Below are 20005 nucleotides of genomic sequence, written 5' to 3'. Positions count from 1 at the left end.
GTATTTTACATTCGTAAATGCAAGATCCCCGACTTTTTCAGAAAAAGTCGGGGATCTAAACCAGCTAATTTCTCAATTCCAATAGGACTGCTAAAAATCCGAGGAACTGCACGAATGGGACTGCTATGGGATTTTAGCTAAATTGGAAGACTGTGGGAGTTGAGCCAACTAAGATATTGTCGTTAATATTGCCAGCCGTAAACCCATTGACTCCATTCAACGTTAGCAAGAGCGAACCACTACCAAACCCAGCATTACCAGTAACGCCATCACCTAGACGGAACTGTGTATTGCCATTAACCGTTCGCACATCAACGGCAGCAATTCCGTTGAACTGGAGGAGATCTCCTCCGAGCCCGCGCATGAATTGATTCACTGAGTCGCTGCCATCGCCGAGGTTGTAGACAACCTTATCAACAGCGACATCATTGAGCCCCAAGTTGAGCGTGTCATTGCCTTTCCCGCCAACAAGCATATCTGCACCTAACCCACCAGTGAGGGTGTTGTTGCCGCTATTTCCTAGGAGCGTGTTGTCAAGATCGTTACCAATGCCGCTGATAGAACTGGTTCCTGTCAGGGTGAGGTTTTCCACATTTGCCTCCAACGTACGGGTAACACTCGAAAGAATCGTATCTGTTCCTTCGTTGGTCAACTCGGTGACTAGATCGCCTGTGTTATCGACGATATAGGTATCATCACCAGCACTGCCGATAAGGGAGTCAGCATTGGTTCCACCATTGAGAATGTTGTTGCCACTGTTGCCAGCAATCGCATTTTTGAGATTGTTGCCAGTTCCGTTGATATCGCCAGCACCCGTGAGGGTGAGATTCTCTAAGTTGCTACCCAAAGTCCAGTCAATGCTAGAGAACACAGTATCCATCCCTAAAAAATCAGTGATGGCATCATTAATGTTATCGACGATGTAGGTATCGTTACCTAACCCGCCATTCATGCTGTCAGCGCCTAAACCACCATCGAGGGTGTCGTCACCTATTCCACCACTGAGCGTGTTGTTAAGGTTGTTACCAATCATGATGTTGTTTAGGCTGTTACCCGTACCCGAAATGGCGTTACCAGCCAGCGTCAAATTTTCTAGATTATTACCCAGTATCCAGTTGACGCTCGATTGAACGGTATCGATACCTTCGTTTGCTAGCTCCGTTACGATGTCACCTGTGGAATCGACAATATAACGATCGTCGCCCGTCCCACCTTTGAGCTTGTCATTCCCCGCACCACCATCGAGGATATCGTTGCCAAAGCCTCCGAGAATTTCGTCGGCTTGACTGCTACCTGTGGCAGTGAGACTACCAAGGAAATTGCTGAAATCAAAGATCTCGAAATTATTAATAGTGGTCCCACTGAGATTGGGAAGACCCGTAAGTAGATCGACGCCAGTATCTGAGATATTGAGCGTGAGATTGTCAGAGGAGGTACCACCAAAGATCGTCAGCCGATCGCTGCCAGTGCCACCGTCGAGAATGTCGTTTTGTTGGAGGTTGAAGATATCGGCAATGACGCGATCGCTTCCATCTCCAGCAAGGATTTCGTCGGGATAAGGCGTAGCAGCGAAAATGTCGTTGCCACTCGTGCCGTTTTGGGTGTTGTAAATGTTCAGAGCGATCGCTTTACTATCCGTCAAAGAACCACCGCTGCCAGTGTTGCCTAGGTCGTTGACAGTAAGGTTAATCGTATCTGCACCAAGTCCGAAGACATTCGGATTGCCTTGGTAGGTAAGGGTTGCTAGGGCTGCGTTAATATCAGCGATCGTGCCGTTAAAGGTGATGTTGCTGCCAGTGGTAGTTCCTGTTAATCCAGCGATCGTGCCTAGGGTGAGAACGCCTTTGGTTGCGCTGAGCGTGACTTGAACCGTAGCATTGGGTGTTTCGCCTCCATCGATGTCGCTGATGCTAATCCCAGAGATCGCCTGGCTGAGGTTGCCACTGATTTTGCGGGTGAGATCTCCTGCGATGAGAACTGGTGCGTCGTTAACGGCAGCGATCGCGAAGGATTGAGTTGCCGCAATAGAACCACCCTTGCCATCGATGACGTTGTAACTCAGGTCGATCGTACCGTTGAAGTTAGCATTTGGTGTGAAGCTATAGGTGCGATCGCCGTTGTTGATTAACGTACCGTTGGTAGCCGTCAGATCGGATACAAGGAGGAAATCGTAATCAGCATCTGTAAAGCCAGCTAGCAGGTCTGCCGCCGAGATCTTGTAGGTTGTGTCTTCTGTTCCAGCAGCAAGGATTGCAGGAGTGCCCGTCAGAACTGGGGCGCTATTGACATCATCATTCAAAACTGTCAAGACCGCCGTGGGTTGATTGATACCTACCAATGTGCCAGGGCTGGGGTTTTTGAGACTCAGCTTAATTGTTTCATCACTTTCAGGATTGGTATCTCCAAAAATTGGAATCTGCACATCCTTGAATGTTTCGCCAGGAGCAAAAGTAACTGTAATTGGCGCGTTGTTGTAGTCCAGTAACGAAGAGGCATAAGTATCGGGATTAAAGAAGGCAAGAAGCTGCCCGCCCTCTACCAGTTCCCCAGGAAGCGGGTAATGAGCCTGAACGTCCAGTAAGAACCAACCCGCACCGAGAATATCTTGAGCATCAATGATGCCAGAGGACTCTTCATCTTGGCTAAAGGGAGCCACAGCAGGAACCCCAATATCACCAAAACGAGCTGGGTCATGTTGTGCAATTAGCTTGAGGGTATCGGTAGCAATGTCGTACTGCCAAATTTTGCCAAGGTGCTGTTGATTGCCAACATCTTCCTGAATCAGAATGTGACCGTAGCGATCCATGGTCATATTGTCAAACATGTTCCCAGCCTCACTGCCATCGAGCAGAGCCTCGATCGTACCTCCGAGTTCGGGTTGGGTGATATCGTCGAATCGAAGGCGATAGAGGCGGCTGCGACCAACCTGAGTTCCGACCCCATCCTTGACTTGGTCATAGCGATCAGTTGTGACAAAGTAGAAGTCTCTGGGATTATTAGGATCCCAAACGCCATCTTCAGGACGGAAGAACTGAGTAGCTCCCTTGCTATCACTCAGACCTTCAAGCTCTGCAAACGTAAGCCCAGATACATCGCCTTCTTTCTGTAGAGAGAACTGACCGCTAAGTGGAACATCCCGAATTTCGTTTGTGGCTCCAGTAGCATCAGGTATCAGATTGTCTACCCGAACGACGTACAAATTGTCGCGATCGCTTTGACGGGTCAGTCCTGCTCGCTCGACAACATTGCCAGTTGTTTGCTTCTCGCCAATCCAGAAGTAGACCTGACCACCAGTACTGTCGTCCATGCCAGCGACGATGGTCTTGCGCTGGGCATAGGGGTTAGCCAAGTTGTTCTCCCATGAGAACAGCCCAGCATGGGGTAGCTCATAAGCGGTGCGGGTATCGTTTTGAGCAGTGTTGGGGTCGTCAGTGGCAACGAACGCGAACTGCCGACCGAAGTGGACAGTTCCCTCTAGGCCGAGATCGCCAGAGATGCCTGACGCAAATCCGCTAGCAATGCCTCCAGATTCCTCGCCGCTCTGGAAGATGCGGGCTGTGGTTCCGTAGACGGTGCCATCGGCGGCTTTGTATAGATAAGCTCCAGGTGCTGCCAAATCTGCCGAGCAGAGGCGGCTGATCAAGGTGGTGTCGCCTGCCAAAAAGCCAGAGTGGGCAGTTCCTGTGGAAGGGTTGTTGTTGCTTAGGAAAAGGCTGATGTCGTCGGCTAGGAAGTCTTCAACCTTTACGACCGAAAGATCCGACTTGTTGATAGTCCACTGCGAGACAAAGGCACCTGCGTTGCCGTGAGCGCGGGTGGAACCTAAGGGGCTGGCTAAACCGTTGGCAACAGCGCCACCTATCTCATGGTTCATCAACAGTGTGAAGGTGCCGTCGCCGTTGTCAAAAGAACCAAGACCGTCGGGTATGCCGACCATCTTATAGCCACCGATGCTGTCGCCCACTGTCAGAATTGATGTAAAGCTAACACCCGGGGCTGCGGGGACTAGATATGGAGTTGCAGAACTGCTGGCTCCTTTGGTTTGAGCATAAGTAGGCGGAATCACGCTGCCTGTTGCCGTACCATCATTCAATTGCAGTTCTACAGTACTAGTACCCGATAGATCTCCTGTTCTAGTGATACGAACGGTTGCCGTTGTAGAGCCATTGCCTTCGGTAACGGAGTAGTTAGCTCCGCTAAAGTCGATCGCCGAAACAGGTAGGGATTTGCTCAACTCAAGAATTCCAAGCTTCTCAGTTGGTGAATTCCCAGAAACGTTAAAGTCGTTGTCATTAATCAGAGCCAGTTGGTTTGGTCCAATCAGCGCCAGACCTTCGAGCTTTTCTACACCTGTGTAACCGTATTGAGCAGCATTGGCAATCAGGCTCTTTGAGACGACATTAATACCTGCGCTGGCGAGTTCGTCAGGAGTGAGTTGCTCGATCGTAGTCTTGCCTGCGGGGAAGGTAAAGCTAGCATTGTAGATATTGGTGGCTGCGCTCAAATCAATTTGATAAATCAATTTATTGGAGGCAGAAGTCGCAAGGTCATCGCGTTCGACAACGGCAAATTTGCCATTACCCAGGGAAACAGCATCGCCTAGTTTGTCGGTTTTGGCATTACCGCTTGCTGAAATACTGTCTAGGAGATAAATGTATTCGCCAGTCACAGTTTCGGAAACCGTATCAAACTCCAAAATACGCAAATTGCGGGAGTTTCTGGAAGTCGTATCGCCAGCATTATCAGGATTGTCGATCGCGCTCTGAATAAAGGCATAGAGTTTGTTGCCTTCCAGTGCGATCGCTTCAAAGCCTCGGTTATTGCGACGTTGAGCGTAGACTTCTGGCAAAGCCTCCGTACCAAAGGTTCCATCAGGTGCATCGGGATTTGGCGCAGCAGCAGTACCCTCAGGAATAAAGCGATCGAGCAGTTTGCCATTCACATCAAAGTGATAAATGGCAGGACGATATTCATCCACCATCCAATAATCACCATTTGCCGCAACGACAATCCCTTCTAAATCAGCACCCAAAGGATCGTTTGGTAAAACCGCTCCATTCAAATCAACGGCAATTTCATCGGTGTAGGCAGTTCCATTCGGCCCCGCTTGCAGGTTAGGCAATCCTGTTAATGGAGTTGTACCATCGGGACGGAATAAACCAGTACGGTTAGTAATCATGATTTCGCCTGTACTGCGGTTAAGCTCAAAACTGACGATTTCGGGTTGGAAGTCAGGCAAGTAAAATGGTCTATTTGGTCCTGTCGGATCGCCATTTGGTCCGCGATCGGTGTTAGTGACAAACTTGAGGTTGCCATTGTCGGCGAGTCCTTGGAAATACAAACCAGAGAAACCACCTAACAAAAGCTCTTGACCACTAGACGTTGTACCAAGGGTTGGGAGGTTCGTGAAATTGTAGTTCGCTACATTTGTGAATACTTCATCTTGTCTCACAGCTAGATTTTGGATGCGCTGATCTAGTGAGGCAGAAGTGTCGGCGACGGAGTAAGCAGTTTGCGGCGTACCGTGGAATTCCCGTAGGAAGTCTTCAAATGCCTTCTGTTCGCCGAGGGTATTAGCAGGTACATTTGCTACAGCCGTGAAGTCTAAAGCCTCGTTAATCGGCGCTGACAGCGTGCCATCGTTCAGCAAATAGCGGAAATTATCGGCATTTGCCTTAATTGGATAGCCATCACCACCATTTGCAGTGAAGTTAAGCACCACAACACTGATCGTTGCGGGTGCGCTTGGTAATATCACTCCATTGTCCACAACCTTCGCGACAAGACTACCGTCAAGGTCATAGATCGCCACGTCCTGTACTCTTGCACCTACGGATTTTGTAGGATCGTAGGAGAATCGAATGCCGCCAAGCTGTGCGTAGCCACCATTGCCAGGGGCAAGTCCAGCCGCATAGTTCAGTATGTTTAGCAGCCCCTGAGCAGTCGTATCAAACACCATCAGCTTATTGTCGAAACGCAGTGCATTCTCAACGTCGAGTTGCGAGATCGCTCCAGCAGGCTTCACGCTAGAGGCAGATGGTGGTTCCTTTTCTCCATCTTCACCGATCGCACCGATTGAAGCCCGAATACCGCCGCCATTCTTTAAGGAGATCAGAACAGCATCATTACCAAGGGCTTCTTTTGCCTTGAATAAGTTGGCATCGGCAGTAATGTCTCCGAGATTGACTTCCTGCGCTCGACCAAAGGCGCGATCGCCTTCCAAATAAACGTTGGTGTAGCCAAAGATATTGCCGTCCTTGGAGACGATCACATTGTTAATTGCGTCAGTGATGGCATCAACCTTGGAGCCAATCGTGCTACTGGCAATAATCTCATCGGCTGTTTGGGTCGTGCCATAGGCAGCCTGTAGGTTAGCTTCGGTCGAAGCATAAGCTCCATTAATTAATGGATCGAGATTTGGGAGGATAATCTCGCCATTTGCGTCAAAATCTACGACTAAGCGACCGAGATAGGAGTATTCGGTGTCGGTGGTGACGATCAGCGTGGTCTTGCCATCAGATCCTGCGGTGACGATCGGGTAAGTATCGACGAAGTCGGCAGAGTGTCCGTTGAAGCCAACTGCCATATCAGTGGCATCACCCAAACGTTCGTGACCGCCGCCAGCGATCATGACGTCGATGCCAGAAACCAATGGAGCAAGAGCTTTGTTGCGTTCGATCGTGTCTAGCTGATCCACCATGACAATCTTGTTGATACCTAGTGCTTTCAGTGCGTCCACTGAAGCTTGAATATAGGCAGCAACTTCCTGCAAGTCGTCGGTAGATGGGATGCCATCATCCTTTGGTACAGTGCCATTAGGCGAAGTCTTACTCAAAAGGTCGTAGGTCGTAGCGCCAACGATACCGATCTTCTCTCCACCTTGGGTAACTACAGTATAGGGCGCGATCTTGCCCTTGATGGCTGAGGCTTCCTGACCAGCAAAGGCATTCGTTGCTGTGCCACCAAGCGAGGCATCAGCAAGTCCGCGCAACGAACTGTCAGCACTGAAATTTAAATTGGATGTAATCAGAGGGAACTGTGCGCCAGTCCAAGCCCCTGAGGGTGCGATCGCACTTTGCAAAACTGGCGAACCAAGATCGAACTCATGATTGCCCAGTGCTGAAACATCAGTTCCAAAAGCGTTCATGATCGCAATATCAGGACGACCGAGTGCAGTGCTGCCGATTCCAGGTACTGCATTCAAGGAAGGGTCGGAACCGCCAACCAACCAAGGACCGGGAATATAACTATCGCCTTCACCAATTACTAGAGTATTGCTGTATTGGTCATCGAACTTGTCGATTAGCGCGCCCATGATCGGAGCAGTTTCGACACCGAGTAGCCCACTCTCACCGTAGTAGTGCAGCAGTTGCAAGGTATAAGAGGCTTGATTGGGAGCTGGGAGATTGAAACGAGCAACGCTCGGATCGTGATCGCTAACTTGATCGGCAAACTCAGAGTTAATATGAACAACATCAAACCCATCTAGTTTGTTGCTGAGATTGTTGCTCACCAAAATCTGATCTAGCACTTGGGCATTACCCTGAAAATTATAGGTGTAGCGATCGTTGGCTGGCAGAGTTTCGACTAGCGTGTTCAATCCACCACTTTCTAAAATGGTAAGGGGATTAGAGAACTCAAAATCATTCAAGTCACCTGCAACAACGATATTCGCACTCGGATTGGTTGCTAGCAAACCTTGCACGTAATCTTTGACGATGGTGGCTTGCTGGTTGCGTTGCGCTTCGCTGTTTAATGCCGGTGGCTGGTTAGGTCCAAATAAGGGTTGATCGCCGCCTTTAGAGTTGAAGTGGTTCCCAATCACAGTCACTTCCTGCTGGTTAAAGACAAATTTGCCCACGAGAGGTTTGCGGCTGCTAGCGAAAGCATCACCGTCAGCAAGGTTAGTATCGGTCAAGCGCTCCAATGAACCTTCCACAAAACTGACGCGATTAGGATTAAACAAGAACGCTACGCGGATGTTGCCACCAGGCTCGCCACCATCTTGATTATTAACTGGGTTAATTTGACGATATTCGTAAGTAGGCCCGCCTGCGGCTGCGATCGCGTCAATCAGCTTTTGCAGGGTTTCATTTGCGTCAACCGTGCCATCGTTCGTTGCGCCATTATTGTCCTGAATCTCTTCGAGATTAATGATGTCGGGGGACTTCATGTTGGCGACAATTGCACTGGCGATCGCATTAAACGACGTATCACTAGGATCGAGGTTTTCCACATTGAAGGTTGCCACCGTCAATTGCGTGGCACTGCTTGTGAGGTTCGTGACCTCTTTTTGTAAAGTGGAGGGTTGCACCACCGTTGGCGCAGTTGAAACCAAAACTTCATAATTGTTGAAATCGTAGTTGACAACTCCAGTGATCGAGCTAAGCTGAGCACCAACGTTCACATCAGGCAACACCAAGGAACTGTTTAGATCGTCGATCTGAATCCGTTCAGGGTTGAAGTCGCTAGCTGTAATCAAGCTACCACCTTGGCTAGTGAGGCTGGTAGCATTAGCTCCATTGTCTGCTAATACCCAGATTTCTTCAGACGATCCAAAGTTTGCGGTTGGTGAAGTTGCTACGGGATTGTTTACCTGCACCAGCATTCCTTCTAAGCTTTCGTAGAAGTCAATGCCATCTTGAGCGGGATCGAATACAGTACTAGCATTCTCAACACTGCCGCTAGCTGCGTCATTACTAATAATCTGATTGGGAATCGACCGTCCGCCATTGCCAAGAATCGTTGCAGCAGGTAAAGCATTACCACTAGAGAGCTTCGTGATTACGGGGCTGACAATCTCAGTGATTGTCAGGTTTGCGGCAGAGCCACCAGGACGAAACTCAGATACATTTCCACTAACTAATACGGAATCGCCTACAAGTACCGTTGGGGCAGAAGATGTAAATACAAAAATCCCTTCTGAAGTAGCATCATTGGCATCTGGGTTGGGATCTTGCAAATAGAAACCGTTTGAGGCGATCGCTGTGACGATACCTTCAACACCCGTTACAGTTTGCCCTGCATAGGCGGAAATATGACCCGCACCTTGAATATCATGAATCCGAATTGCACCAGCTACGACATCGTTATCGGCGATCGTGATATTTAAAGAAGTAGTGCTACCTAAAGAAATTCCTGAAGATGGGTTGCTAATGCTTAAAGTTGCAGTTTCTGTACCTTCAGATAAAACATCATCCACAACTGTAAAGGTGACAGATCCTGTGGTAGCACCATTCGCGATCGTAATGACATTATTACTGAGCGTATAGTCGCCTGTAGTAATACCTAGTCCATTTACAGCAATCGTAAGGGTTTGATCGCCAGTAACTGCACTAGATGCGATCGCTTCAAGTGTAATTACTGTTGTGCCAGTTTCCGAGCCGACACTAGTACTAACGGATAAGTTAACTATAGGATTTGTGGAAGCCCCAATACTAAAAATGCCACTGAAATTAGTGGTCGCAGTATCGCTTCCAGTCCAGTTACTTGCGGTATTAATCGCAGTTCTCGCTTCAGCTACTGATGCAAACGTAGTTGGTCCCGTGTAGCGTGAATTGTCAAACTCAGAAGAAGCCTGACCGACTGCAACTGCATTAACACCAACGGTCAATCCATTTGGTAGAGCCGAGGTATTAGAACTAGTTGCATTCGCATCAAAGGTAGAACGGTTGATGGTTAATGCTGCTAAGACTGAGGGCGAAACACTAGTGGTTGCACTACCAGAACCAGTAAGCTCGCCCTGAAAAGCAATTAAGGAGTCCCCAGATGTTGATAAAGCAAAACTTGTGCCACCACTGATATTAGTCCAGCCAGTGTTTGTGCCTCCATCAACATATGAGATTACGGTTCCCACAGTTTGAGCGGTGGGTGCAACATATTGCAAAACACCTTCACCCGTTCGCAAAGAACCCGTAGATAGCCAGCCATTATCTGTAACATTAATAATAGTCCCAGCATCAATGTCTGCCAGTAGAACAAAAGAGAAGGTGTCAGGATTATCCGCGATAAGACTCAGAAACGCGACATCACCTGAGTTCAGTATTGTAGGTGCCATGGTTAAATTATTCTCTCTAGCTTGATTTGATACGTATCCGATAACTTGAAGCCAATAACATCAGAACCTCACTCAAAGTACTGGGGTGATTCTTAGAACTATTCTTTGAGGTTTGGATGAATGCATTCCCACAGCAAAAAATCCCCAAGATATAGGGAAATAGTTTCACCTGAGATTAAAGGGAAAAAATATTTAGTTCTTTGTTCAGATCCAAGACTTCATAAAGCCCGATCGCTATCTCAGCGCGTCCACCTTCCTGAATCCCATAAAATTTGCTCATATTAGCCTATAGGAAAACCTTGTAGGCTTGGGTTAAGGGAAGGATGTAGTTTTGGTTAAGAGAAGGATAAATCTTTGACATTTACAAATTCGCGGATGAATTCACAGTACAGCCGAATTTGCCGTGGGCGATCGCGCTATTTTTGTCAATGCGCGATCGCTTTTCTAAAACTCAAGAAAAGGCGATCGCAACTCAGTTAGATATAGCGATCCTAAATGATCCATGAGAGATTCTTTCTTCTGCATAAAATCGTAGGGGCAATTCATGAATTGCCCCTACACAAAAATCAAATAGGATTGCTATAGTTCTTTAATTCTATTAAGAATTCCGATCTAGAAAATTAAATATTTGTACTTTGGGGAATTTTAGAAGGAAGCAAAACATCATAATGCGTTGCACGCTTCTCATTTCGCGCCTTTATCTCTAACTCGATTTCGGCGAGCTTTTGGTTAAATGCTTGCAAGAGTGTTTCTACACGCTCGTCTGTAAAGTAGCGATCGCCCGATTTGCTATTAGGTTTTTTATAAATCCCAAGCTTCGTATAGTAAACCGATCCCAACAAATAGGTCATATTCAATTGGTTTTCTGATTGAGATAAAGAGGGCAGTAAAGCAAAATAATCTGCTTGTTGAATGCCTGTAGTCGATTTGGGCGCTTCTCTATAGCCTGCCATCGGCATATTGGGCATGTAGGTCATCAAGGACGATTGCGGGAAATTGACGGCAGCATGCTGAGCGCTACAGGTAAAGATAATCAGGGTTACTGCTTCAATTAAGTATTTCAAGGTTCGGATTTGAGGAGTGGCATCATCTTCTGTTACCTCTCCAACCTCTGTCATTTGTCCACCATCGCTAGAGACTAACTCAGCAATCCAATTTTGCAAACCGACATCATTTAGAACATCAGTATCGTTCTTGTAAAATATCTTAAGATAGCCTGAAATCCAGTCGTGAATTGCACCCCAAAGTAAAAGCGCATCATCGCGATAGGGATAATCAGGCAAGGCGTTGACATCATCGACACCACGGCTTTTTAATGTCATGGGTAAAAAGGATTCATTAAAGGAGAAAGGATATCCTTTTGCGCCTTTGATACTAAGTAGCACTGAGGATTCCAAGGTTCCAGCCGCCACTTTGTCAACCGTTCCTCCACGATTCACTAGTCCTTTGGTGGCAGAGTCATTGATAAATAAAGTCCCTTCAAAATGAGGAGCTAATAGAACTCCTAAGGGATGTGAGGAGTCCAGTTGATTATGGGTGGCGATCGCGATCGGTTCGATCCATAAATGCGTTCTGCCGAGGTGAGAAATCAGCTCGTGATAGTTACTGTCAGCAATTTGGACTGTCAACTTTGCCATCTGCCATGCCCAACGCTCAGAATCAGACGAATGTAGCGAAGGGGATATAAAAATCGGATTATCTGGGGATGGATCTTGGTAACACTGAATTGCAACGGGAACTAACTTGCGATAGGGGTAATCGCCTGGCTCGACCGCAAACAACGCGATCGGGTGGCAAATATATTTTTGGACTGTCTCGTTGCCATCTTGAACTGTCCCTGGTTGAATTTCTTTTAAAATCTCATAGTCTGTGATGTATAGCCTGTTTTCTTCAAGAGCTTGCTCAAGCGAATCTTCAACACCCATCACAGCTTGATAATGAGCATTGGTCACTGGAAATTTATCTGGAATTGCATTTAGCCGTTCAATCACCAATGGATTTGTACCTGCAACTCGTTGTGCCGCAAAAATCCTATCCTCTAGCACTTGACTAGCGACCCTAGGTAAATAGACGATCTGAAATAAGTCTCGATAGTCTTTGAATGAAAGCTTGGAAGTAGGAGAGGCTTGTTTTTTTCGGGATTGTTTCGAGGCTTGTTTTTGAATATCTTTCACCATCCCTGTGACGCGCTTTTCTAGCATCTCCACGGTTTGTTGTTTTTCTGTTTCATCCCCAGAGGTATTGATGGTTTTAACATCCTTTTGAATATCTTCTGATTTAGCAGTCTGACCAAATCGATTAACAAGCCATTGAATCAGCCAAAGCACAGCCTTATAGATGCGTTCGATCCAGCTAGGATTCTCACTCAGAAGCCTAGAAAGTCTGACATACCAAATGAGGCTAAAAATAGAACCCTTCTTGATGGCGACATCATACATTGCTTGATTAGCCTGAGCTCGCAGCAAGATAGAAACGACATCATAAATCCATTCCCCTTTTGTCAGCGAGTTATCCTCAAAAGCGACAGCCGAAGCGACGGGATAGGTTAGCTTGGGGTCGGATTGCTTACCAAGCATCTGGGCAAAAGCATTATGGTTATAGGTATATTTTTGGTCAAGCAAAGCTTCAACCTTCTCATTGGGTTCGGAAGAATCATCTGGTGGCAAAGTATGAGTCATTTCAATAACCAATTGTTATGGTGGACAACAAAAAGTTGGCATACCTCTAAACTGAAATTTAGAGGAGTACAGCCTAAAATATAAAATTAAAAACGATTATTTGGTGTAAATGTTAAGCGATCGTTATATCAATAGTTACTGAGAACAATTTAGAAAGCACTTTGGGGCACGGTACAGATCGGGGCACTAGTGTTCTATCAAAAATTTTTTGAGGGGTTGAAAACCCTCAAAAAACACACCTAAAAAGCTTTCTAGATTCCGTATACTCATCAACTAATCGTTGACGGACTAATAGGTCTGGGGTTTTGCAGGTAAGATTTTCGCTTTTCTTCATCAAAATGCTCGATCGCATAGCGCAACGTCGTGCGGGGCATTTGACTGGCATAACGGTCAAGAAATTCTTCTAAAACGGGGCTTTCTTTTTTGCCAACTTCTCGTAACATCCAACCCACAGCTTTATGAATCAGATCGTGGGAATGTCCAAGTAAAATCTCAGCGATCGCGATCGTATCTGCAAACTGTCTATGCTTAATAAATTCTCCTGTCGTAATCATGGCAATTCTTTGCTGCCATAGGTTTTGAGAATGTGCGAATTCGTACAAAATGCTTCGATCTCGCTCTAAAAGGTAAACGCCCAAAATCGGACGACAGGAAGTATCCACCAAATCCCAGTTATTAATCCATTGCGTATGAGATAGATAAAAGCGAACAATTTCAGCTTGCGCGATCGCCTGGACTTTAGGGAATTGGTAAGTCAAGATCAGTAAGGCTGTCAAGCGATACTCATGAATCGGGCTTTCTAAAAGTTGCTCGACTTCAGATAGCTCCAATTCCACAAATTCTTTTGCTAACTTTCTCTGTATGGGAACAGCGATCCCTAAAAAGCGATCGCCTTCCCCATATTCTCCTTTGCCAGTTTTAAAGAATCGAGAAAGCGTCTTTGCTTTTTCTGTATCTTCACGACTATTCAGTCTGCTTTTTAGTTGAGCCAGTTTATCCATAAAGCTTATTTATAAACTGATACCAATTTCACATAAATTTGCAACAGACTTAATTTTGCCCTTCCCAGATCGTCAGTCCAATTGCGATCTGAAACTGTAGACAAGATGCCTGCAAGGGCAAAAGCCCGTCCTACGTTCACAAACAATTAAGGATCGCTACGCTCATTTAATATCTCTATAGATCCAAATCTAGGTCTACTTCGTATACCTTACCAGCACTTGCTAAATTCCGAATTCGCATTAGAAGACTACTACAATAGGGCAAGTCCTAGCTTCAGCAAAAATTTTAACTTGGAGGAAGAGTATATGAAGAGATATCAAAAACTTCTGATTGGAATAGTTCTGGGCTTTGCCACCTGCTTTTTTGCTATTAACACTGCCGCACCTTCCCAATCGATGAACCCTGCGATTAATACTGTTGATAGACAGTTTGTATCCAATCAAATTAGTCTGGTTAACTATCAACAACAAGCCGAATCAGAATTACGAGTAAAACAGGACACAACAATCTCTCAAGGTTTTGAATTAAAAAAGTTTGCTGCCATTTTGTCAGGCGATAATGTTTACCCAAATCCCGCCTCCACCCCAGCCTCAGGCGTAGTTGGAGCTGCCCTAAATGGTAATCGCCTGATTGTGCGCGGAGGTTTTCACAGTTTGAGCAGCCCTTTACGTGACTATGCTACCGATCCAGTGAGTCCACCTAACCCCAATATCACCTCAGCTGTACATATCCACCGTGGAACATCTTCTCAAAATGGGCCATTTCAGTATGCTTTGCAAGTTCAACTCGATCGCGATGGTTTAGGTGGCACTGTTAAAGGTGAATATACTTTAACTGACGAGCAACTTCAGGCACTGATGAGTGATGGTCTTTATGTAGATCTTCATACTAAGGGTTTTCGCACTGGCGAAATACGCGGCATTCTCAAGGCTTAAAGGCAAATACTTCCATAGAAAAGAGGGGGCTACCCCCCCCTCTTTTCTGTTTCTAGCGAGGATTTTACCTATAAATTTCCCGTTGATATTGAATGTTCTGTAGGGGTAGCGGATAGTGTGTGCCTACCCCTAAATATCTAGGCAATTCCCCTGTGATTGCCCCTACCCCCGCAATCATCAATCAAAAATTTACAGCATGATAATTGTTTGATGAGATTTGGTTGTTAAATAAAAGCTTCTTGTCAAATTTTTAAGCTTAGGCTTCGTGGAAGCTAGACAGTGAAAATGATTTTCTGCGTTGAATAATTGGTTCTAGAAACTTTTCACTTTGGCGCTCTGAAACAGCAACGCGATCGTGAAAAAGTGTGGATAGATCGCCTATGTATTCCCACGACGGCGCAAATGGGGCAACAGCATAAGAACAAGCCGACCAACCCGCACTGACATGAACTTGCAGTTTGTTACAATTCCCCCCTCTTCTGCCTTCATAGTCGTAATACCTGCAAAAACGACATGAAGTGACTGGCTTGACTAAAGAATTCATCTTATATGTAGGCAGACTGCCAAGTTTATTAATGTCCGTATTATCAGGCATACAATCAGACAGGATTATCATACTGAATTCATTTCCCAGAGAGGAATTCAGCGATCCCGAATAAAAAATTAACTTAATAATGTTTTTACGAACACCCAGATCTAGAGCTATCAAGAACTTTGCAGATTTGAGCCAGTTTTTAGACCCGTGAAATTGTTAAAATTCCATTAAATCGATCCCCAAATATCGATCCCCAAATAATTTTAATTAGCTGATTATTACTTTTATAGACCGCAGCGATCGCGGTCATAGATTCTATATGTTTCTAATCTTTTCCCAACTGTAGTAACCAACATAAATAAGAAAATTAGAAGTTGTGTCTTCAAGTTTTTTCTTTTCTATAAACAATTAGAAGTCTTCATTTAAGTGTTACTGGGGATCGGTGTAGGGAATGTAAATACAAGTTAAGAATTGCTAAGATATTCAAATTCACGTAAGTCTTAGAAAGCTTTAAAAATTCTCGGTAATTAATATCTATGTCTTTCACCATTGTTACGGATGTTTGTGAGGGCGTTGCTGCCTGCGCTCCAGCTTGTCCTGTTGCCTGCATCCATCAAGGTTATGGAGCCAATCTTAAAGGTACGGCATGGTACTGGATCGATTTCTCGTCCTGTATTGACTGTGGCGTATGTTTAGAGGTTTGTCCCGTACAGGGAGCCGTTTTACCCGAAGAAAGACCTGAGCTACAAAAGCATCGCCCCTAGAGATGAGCTAAATCTACTGACTAAGCGATCGGAATCTAGAACGTTGCATCAGCACTCCCAAAATACAAAAGTCTATAATTGGTATAGCAATCCTAAACCGCTTGTGAGGCTTGGGTTTTAGCATCACTTGACCTATGGGCACTAAGCTAAGGTCAGCAAACGATGTCCTAGGTCGAAGCGTACAACGCAATTAGCCAACAATTATTCGTAGCTATGGATGGTTGGGATGGTGAGGCGTTACGCTTAAAATTTAGTTTTTAATCTGATATTTAACGATCGTGATAATTTGCGTTGAATTTTTAGCAAAGCTTTCTCGGTTCGGGTTATAAGCATGCTAGGATAGCGTCTGTGTTTTGGCTTCGTTGGGCATTCTCTATGTTGACAAGTCTTTACATTGATATTTCTTTAGTTACAGACTGTATCTACAGTCAAAGTTAAGCTCTGGGTCTAGCGAACAGAATTTGTTTCTACAGCATAGATCGCCAGAATTTAACAGGTTTGAATGCTTACGTGCCTGCGTTTTTCAGGCTAAGGTGGGCTCTGAGGTAGCAAGAACTAAGCGCTACTAAGGTGCATACCGATCAACATTGCAGAAGGAGTGGGCTCATACCCACTTTTTTGTTTTTTTACCCCTAATTTCTGTTGAGCTATGAGTCATCCCCTGATTCCACAAATTTTGCAAATAGCGGAGGCGATCGCTACACCACTTGGCTTAGAGGTGGTAGATACAGTGCTACAAACCCATAAAAACCCAGCGATCTTGAGAGTTGATATTCGCAATCTCGAGCAAAATACTGGGTTAGAAGATTGCGAACGCATGAGTCACGCCCTAGAAGCTTCGCTCGATCAGGCAGAGCTGATTTCCTTTGCTTACGTCCTAGAGGTTTCTAGCCCCGGAACCGATCGGCAATTGCAAAGCGATCGCGAGTTTATCGCCTTCCGTGGCTTTATGGTTACGGCAAGCGCCAATGCTCCCTATGAAGGGAAAGAAAGTTGGACAGGGCATCTTGTCAGCCGCGATCTAGACCATGTCACGCTTAGCCTCAAGGGGAAAATAATCAACATTCCCCGCGAACTCGTGCATCGGGTGGAATTGTCGTAGTCCAAGTCACACCCAAATTTTTACTTTTTCTGGTAATTTTCGCCGCAAAATTCCAACACAAGTTTTTCGCAGAAATTTTCAACATAGCTTTTCAACAGAGCAAGGAGAGATTTGTCAGTATGTCAATACTTAACTTACCCGGACTGGGTGGCATGGTAGAGGTAATTAGTAAAGAGCGAAATCTGCCCAAACATGCAGTACAAAATGCCTTGCGCGAAGCCCTCTTAAAAGGATACGAACGTTTTCGCAAAACCTATCGTTCTGATGGCGGCAACTTTGAAGAAGAATATTTTGATAATTTCGATGTAGAGCTAGACATCGAGCAGGAAGGCTTTCGCGTCTTAGCAACCAAAACCATTGTCGAGCAAGTAGAAAGCTCCGATCATGAAATATCTTTAGCGGAAGTCCGAGAAGTTGCCCCCGAAGCCCAAGCGGGTGGTACGGTTGTGGTCGATGTCACGCCTGAGCAAAATGACTTTGGGCGCATGGCAGCAATTCAGACCAAGCAAGTCTTAGCCCAAAAGTTACGCGATCAACAGCGCCGCCTGATTCAAGAAGAATTCCAAGATCTTGAAGGTACGGTACTCCAAGGTCGGGTATTAAGGTTTGAAAATAGCTCGGTAATTATGGCGATTACCAGTAACTTTGGTCAGCCCGAAGTCGAGGCGGAATTGCCCAAACGCGAGCAATTACCCAGCGAACGTCCCTATCGCCCGAACTCTACGTTTAAGGTTTACTTAAAGAAAGTCCATGAAGGTTCGAAGCGTGGACCTCAACTGACGGTGTCACGCGCCGATGCTGGCTTAGTCGTCTATTTATTTGCGAATGAAGTCCCTGAAATTGAGGATGAGATCGTCCGAATTGTGGCTGTAGCGAGAGAAGCAAACCCACCATCTCACTCCGTTGGGCCTCGCACCAAAATTGCCGTGGTCTCAGACGAACGGGATGTCGATCCTGTGGGAGCCTGTATTGGCGCTAGAGGCGCAAGAATTCAAGCCGTGGTCAACGAGCTGCGCGGTGAAAAGATTGATGTGATTAAATGGTCGCCCGATCCTTCCACCTATATTGCCAATTCTCTCAGTCCCGCTCGGATTAAAGAAGTTCGCCTCATTAATGCCGACGATCGCCAAGCTCATGTCCTCGTTCCAGACGATCAGCTCAGTTTAGCGATCGGCAAGGAGGGGCAAAATGTACGGTTGGCTGCTAGGCTGACGGGCTGGAAAATTGATATCAAAGATGCTTCTAGGTATGACTATGAAGCTGAGGATCAAAAAGCTCGCGAAGAGGCAGCAAGATTGGCTGAGGCAAGGGCAAGGGTAGCCACTGTAGAGGCGGAACCCGAGGAATATGAAGATACCGAAGAAAATCTAGAAGAAAACCTTGAAGAGGAGCTAGCAGAAGATTAACGCCGCTGTGACTTTAGAACCTCAGCTTAAATCTCAGCGTAAACTTCAGCGTTGCTGCGTAAGCTGTCGAAAAATCGCCCCCAAAAGTGAGTTTTGGCGAGTCGTGCGCCTGCATTCTGATTCGCCCGAAGCTTCTGCAACTAATCCAGAGATCGGATTGGACAAAGGCATGGGGCGATCGGCTTATATCTGCCCCAACCTTCAATGTTTGCAACAAGCCCAGAAAAAAAATCGCTTGGGGCGATCGCTGCACGCGCAGATTCCGCCCCAAATTTTTGAGCTACTCAAAGCTAGGCTAGAAGTAGTTCCTTAGAAATTCCCTTACGCAGCTAAAGCTGCAAGTAATGCCTCACCCATTGCCTTACAGCCCAGTTGCTCGCAGCCCGAAGCCATAATGTCGCCTGTGCGCTTGCCTGAGTCGAGTACCTTGGTAACGGCTTGTTCGATATAGTCCGCAGCAGCAGATTCGTTTAAGCCATAACGCAGCATCATGGCAGCACTAAGCACCTGTGCTAAGGGATTCGCCAGATCTTTACCCGCAATATCAGGAGCAGAACCATGTACGGGCTCAAATACCCCTGGTTTGCCAGGTTCGCCCAAACTTGCCGAGGGCAACATCCCGATGCTGCCTGTGAGCATGGCGGCGGCATCCGAGAGAATATCCCCAAAGAGATTGCCCGTGACAATCACATCAAATTGCTTGGGATAGCGCAGGAGTTGCATGGCAGCATTATCGACATACATATGAGAGAGCTTGACGTCAGGATACTCGGCGCCCAATTTTGTAATCCGTTCGCGCCATAACTGCGATACATCCAGCACATTTGCCTTATCGACCGAGCAGAGCCTGCTCTGACGCTTACGAGCGGACTCAAACGCCACCCGCCCAATGCGATCGACCTCAGGCTCAGTGTATGCCATTGTATTGACACCGCGCCTAACGCCGTTTTCATCGGTAAAAATGCCCTTGGGCAGCCCAAAGTAAATCCCCCCTGTCAGCTCGCGCACGACCAGAATATCGACACCTTCAATCACTTCGCGTTTGAGAGTCGAAGCATCAATCAGTTGGGGCAAGATTTTGGCAGGTCGCAGATTGGCAAATAAGCCCAACCCAGCTCTTAGCCCCAATAAAGCCTGCTCAGGGCGCAGATGGGAGGGTAGCGTATCCCATTTTTCACCACCTACGGCAGCAAGTAAGACCGCATCACTGCTTTGGCAGAGCGCTAGGGTTTCAGCAGGGAGGGGATGCCCAGTGGCATCAAACGCCGATCCACCTGCTAAGGCTGCTTCAAAAGCAAAGGTAAGGTTAAATTTAGGTGCGATCGCTTGGAGTACAGAGATCGCCACTTGCATGATTTCTGGACCAATACCGTCGCCTGAGAGTAGGGTGATTTTATAGTTTTTAGACATTCACTTCAGCGTTTAGGTGATTTGTACGCCACTTTGATGGTTTAACCTTTTGATTGTCCAACATTTTTGATAGCGCATACATTTTTGATGGTAGAGCGATTTCCTGTTGGGGATAT

Annotated in this window: 12 protein-coding genes; 6 read left to right on the top strand and 6 right to left on the bottom strand. The window is 46.4% G+C overall.

The annotated features are described in order from the left end of the window. Positions 1–133 precede the first annotated feature (133 nt). Complete coding sequence (locus ACP2WE_RS12150; protein WP_425215814.1) at positions 134–10057, bottom strand: esterase-like activity of phytase family protein; 9924 nt, start codon at positions 10055–10057, stop codon at positions 134–136. A 354-nt stretch (positions 10058–10411) separates the two neighbouring features. On the opposite strand from ACP2WE_RS12150, the gene ACP2WE_RS12145 reads away from it, so the two are divergent. Beyond that, the gene (locus ACP2WE_RS12145) at positions 10412–10537 is read left to right on the top strand and encodes a hypothetical protein (protein ID WP_425215813.1); all 126 of its coding nucleotides are present in this window, start codon (positions 10412–10414) and stop codon (positions 10535–10537) included. Positions 10538–10677: 140 nt separating this feature from the next. On the opposite strand, the gene ACP2WE_RS12140 is transcribed toward ACP2WE_RS12145, so the two are convergent. The 3 genes from ACP2WE_RS12140 to ACP2WE_RS12130 all read right to left on the bottom strand — a co-directional run bounded on the left by ACP2WE_RS12140 (position 10678) and on the right by ACP2WE_RS12130 (position 13876). Continuing rightward, positions 10678–12735 (bottom strand): lipoxygenase family protein, encoded by a 2058-nt coding sequence (locus ACP2WE_RS12140; RefSeq protein WP_425215812.1) that lies wholly within the window; start codon positions 12733–12735, stop codon positions 10678–10680. A gap of 269 nt (positions 12736–13004) precedes the next feature. Next, positions 13005–13736, bottom strand: coding sequence for a DNA alkylation repair protein (locus ACP2WE_RS12135; RefSeq protein ID WP_425215811.1), 732 nt, complete (start codon positions 13734–13736; stop codon positions 13005–13007). A gap of 5 nt (positions 13737–13741) precedes the next feature. Then, the gene (locus ACP2WE_RS12130; protein WP_425215810.1) at positions 13742–13876 is read right to left on the bottom strand and encodes a hypothetical protein; all 135 of its coding nucleotides are present in this window, start codon (positions 13874–13876) and stop codon (positions 13742–13744) included. Positions 13877–14042: 166 nt separating this feature from the next. Here ACP2WE_RS12130 and ACP2WE_RS12125 point away from each other — a divergent pair, with 166 nt between their 5' ends. Further along, positions 14043–14672: a CHRD domain-containing protein gene (locus tag ACP2WE_RS12125; protein WP_425215809.1), complete on the top strand. Its 630-nt coding sequence runs from the start codon at positions 14043–14045 to the stop codon at positions 14670–14672. A 256-nt stretch (positions 14673–14928) separates the two neighbouring features. On the opposite strand, the gene ACP2WE_RS12120 is transcribed toward ACP2WE_RS12125, so the two are convergent. Next, positions 14929–15288, bottom strand: a complete 360-nt coding sequence (locus tag ACP2WE_RS12120; protein WP_425215808.1) for a hypothetical protein — start codon at positions 15286–15288, stop codon at positions 14929–14931. 455 nt (positions 15289–15743) lie between these two features. Between ACP2WE_RS12120 and ACP2WE_RS12115 the strand changes: the two genes are divergently transcribed. The 4 genes from ACP2WE_RS12115 (at position 15744) to ACP2WE_RS12100 (ending at position 18792) form a co-directional block, all read left to right on the top strand. After that, positions 15744–15971: a 4Fe-4S dicluster domain-containing protein gene (locus tag ACP2WE_RS12115; RefSeq protein WP_425215807.1), complete on the top strand. Its 228-nt coding sequence runs from the start codon at positions 15744–15746 to the stop codon at positions 15969–15971. 649 nt (positions 15972–16620) lie between these two features. Further along, on the top strand, positions 16621–17073 hold the full coding sequence (gene rimP / locus ACP2WE_RS12110; protein WP_425215806.1) for a ribosome maturation factor RimP: 453 nt from the start codon (positions 16621–16623) through the stop codon (positions 17071–17073). Positions 17074–17192: 119 nt separating this feature from the next. Beyond that, positions 17193–18479 (top strand): transcription termination factor NusA, encoded by a 1287-nt coding sequence (gene nusA, locus ACP2WE_RS12105; protein ID WP_425215805.1) that lies wholly within the window; start codon positions 17193–17195, stop codon positions 18477–18479. Positions 18480–18486: 7 nt separating this feature from the next. Beyond that, positions 18487–18792, top strand: coding sequence for a YlxR family protein (locus ACP2WE_RS12100; RefSeq protein WP_425215804.1), 306 nt, complete (start codon positions 18487–18489; stop codon positions 18790–18792). Between the two features lie 8 nt (positions 18793–18800). Here ACP2WE_RS12100 and leuB read toward each other — a convergent pair whose 3' ends face one another. Continuing rightward, positions 18801–19889, bottom strand: coding sequence for a 3-isopropylmalate dehydrogenase (gene leuB, locus ACP2WE_RS12095; RefSeq protein ID WP_425215803.1), 1089 nt, complete (start codon positions 19887–19889; stop codon positions 18801–18803). Positions 19890–20005: the final 116 nt, after the last annotated feature.

It is taken from the genome of Tumidithrix helvetica PCC 7403 (genome assembly GCF_965232925.1).
Taxonomy (GTDB): domain Bacteria; phylum Cyanobacteriota; class Cyanobacteriia; order Pseudanabaenales; family Pseudanabaenaceae; genus Tumidithrix; species Tumidithrix helvetica.
The sequence above is the reverse complement of the archived record's forward strand: the minus strand, read 5'-3'. Positions and strand labels throughout refer to the sequence as shown.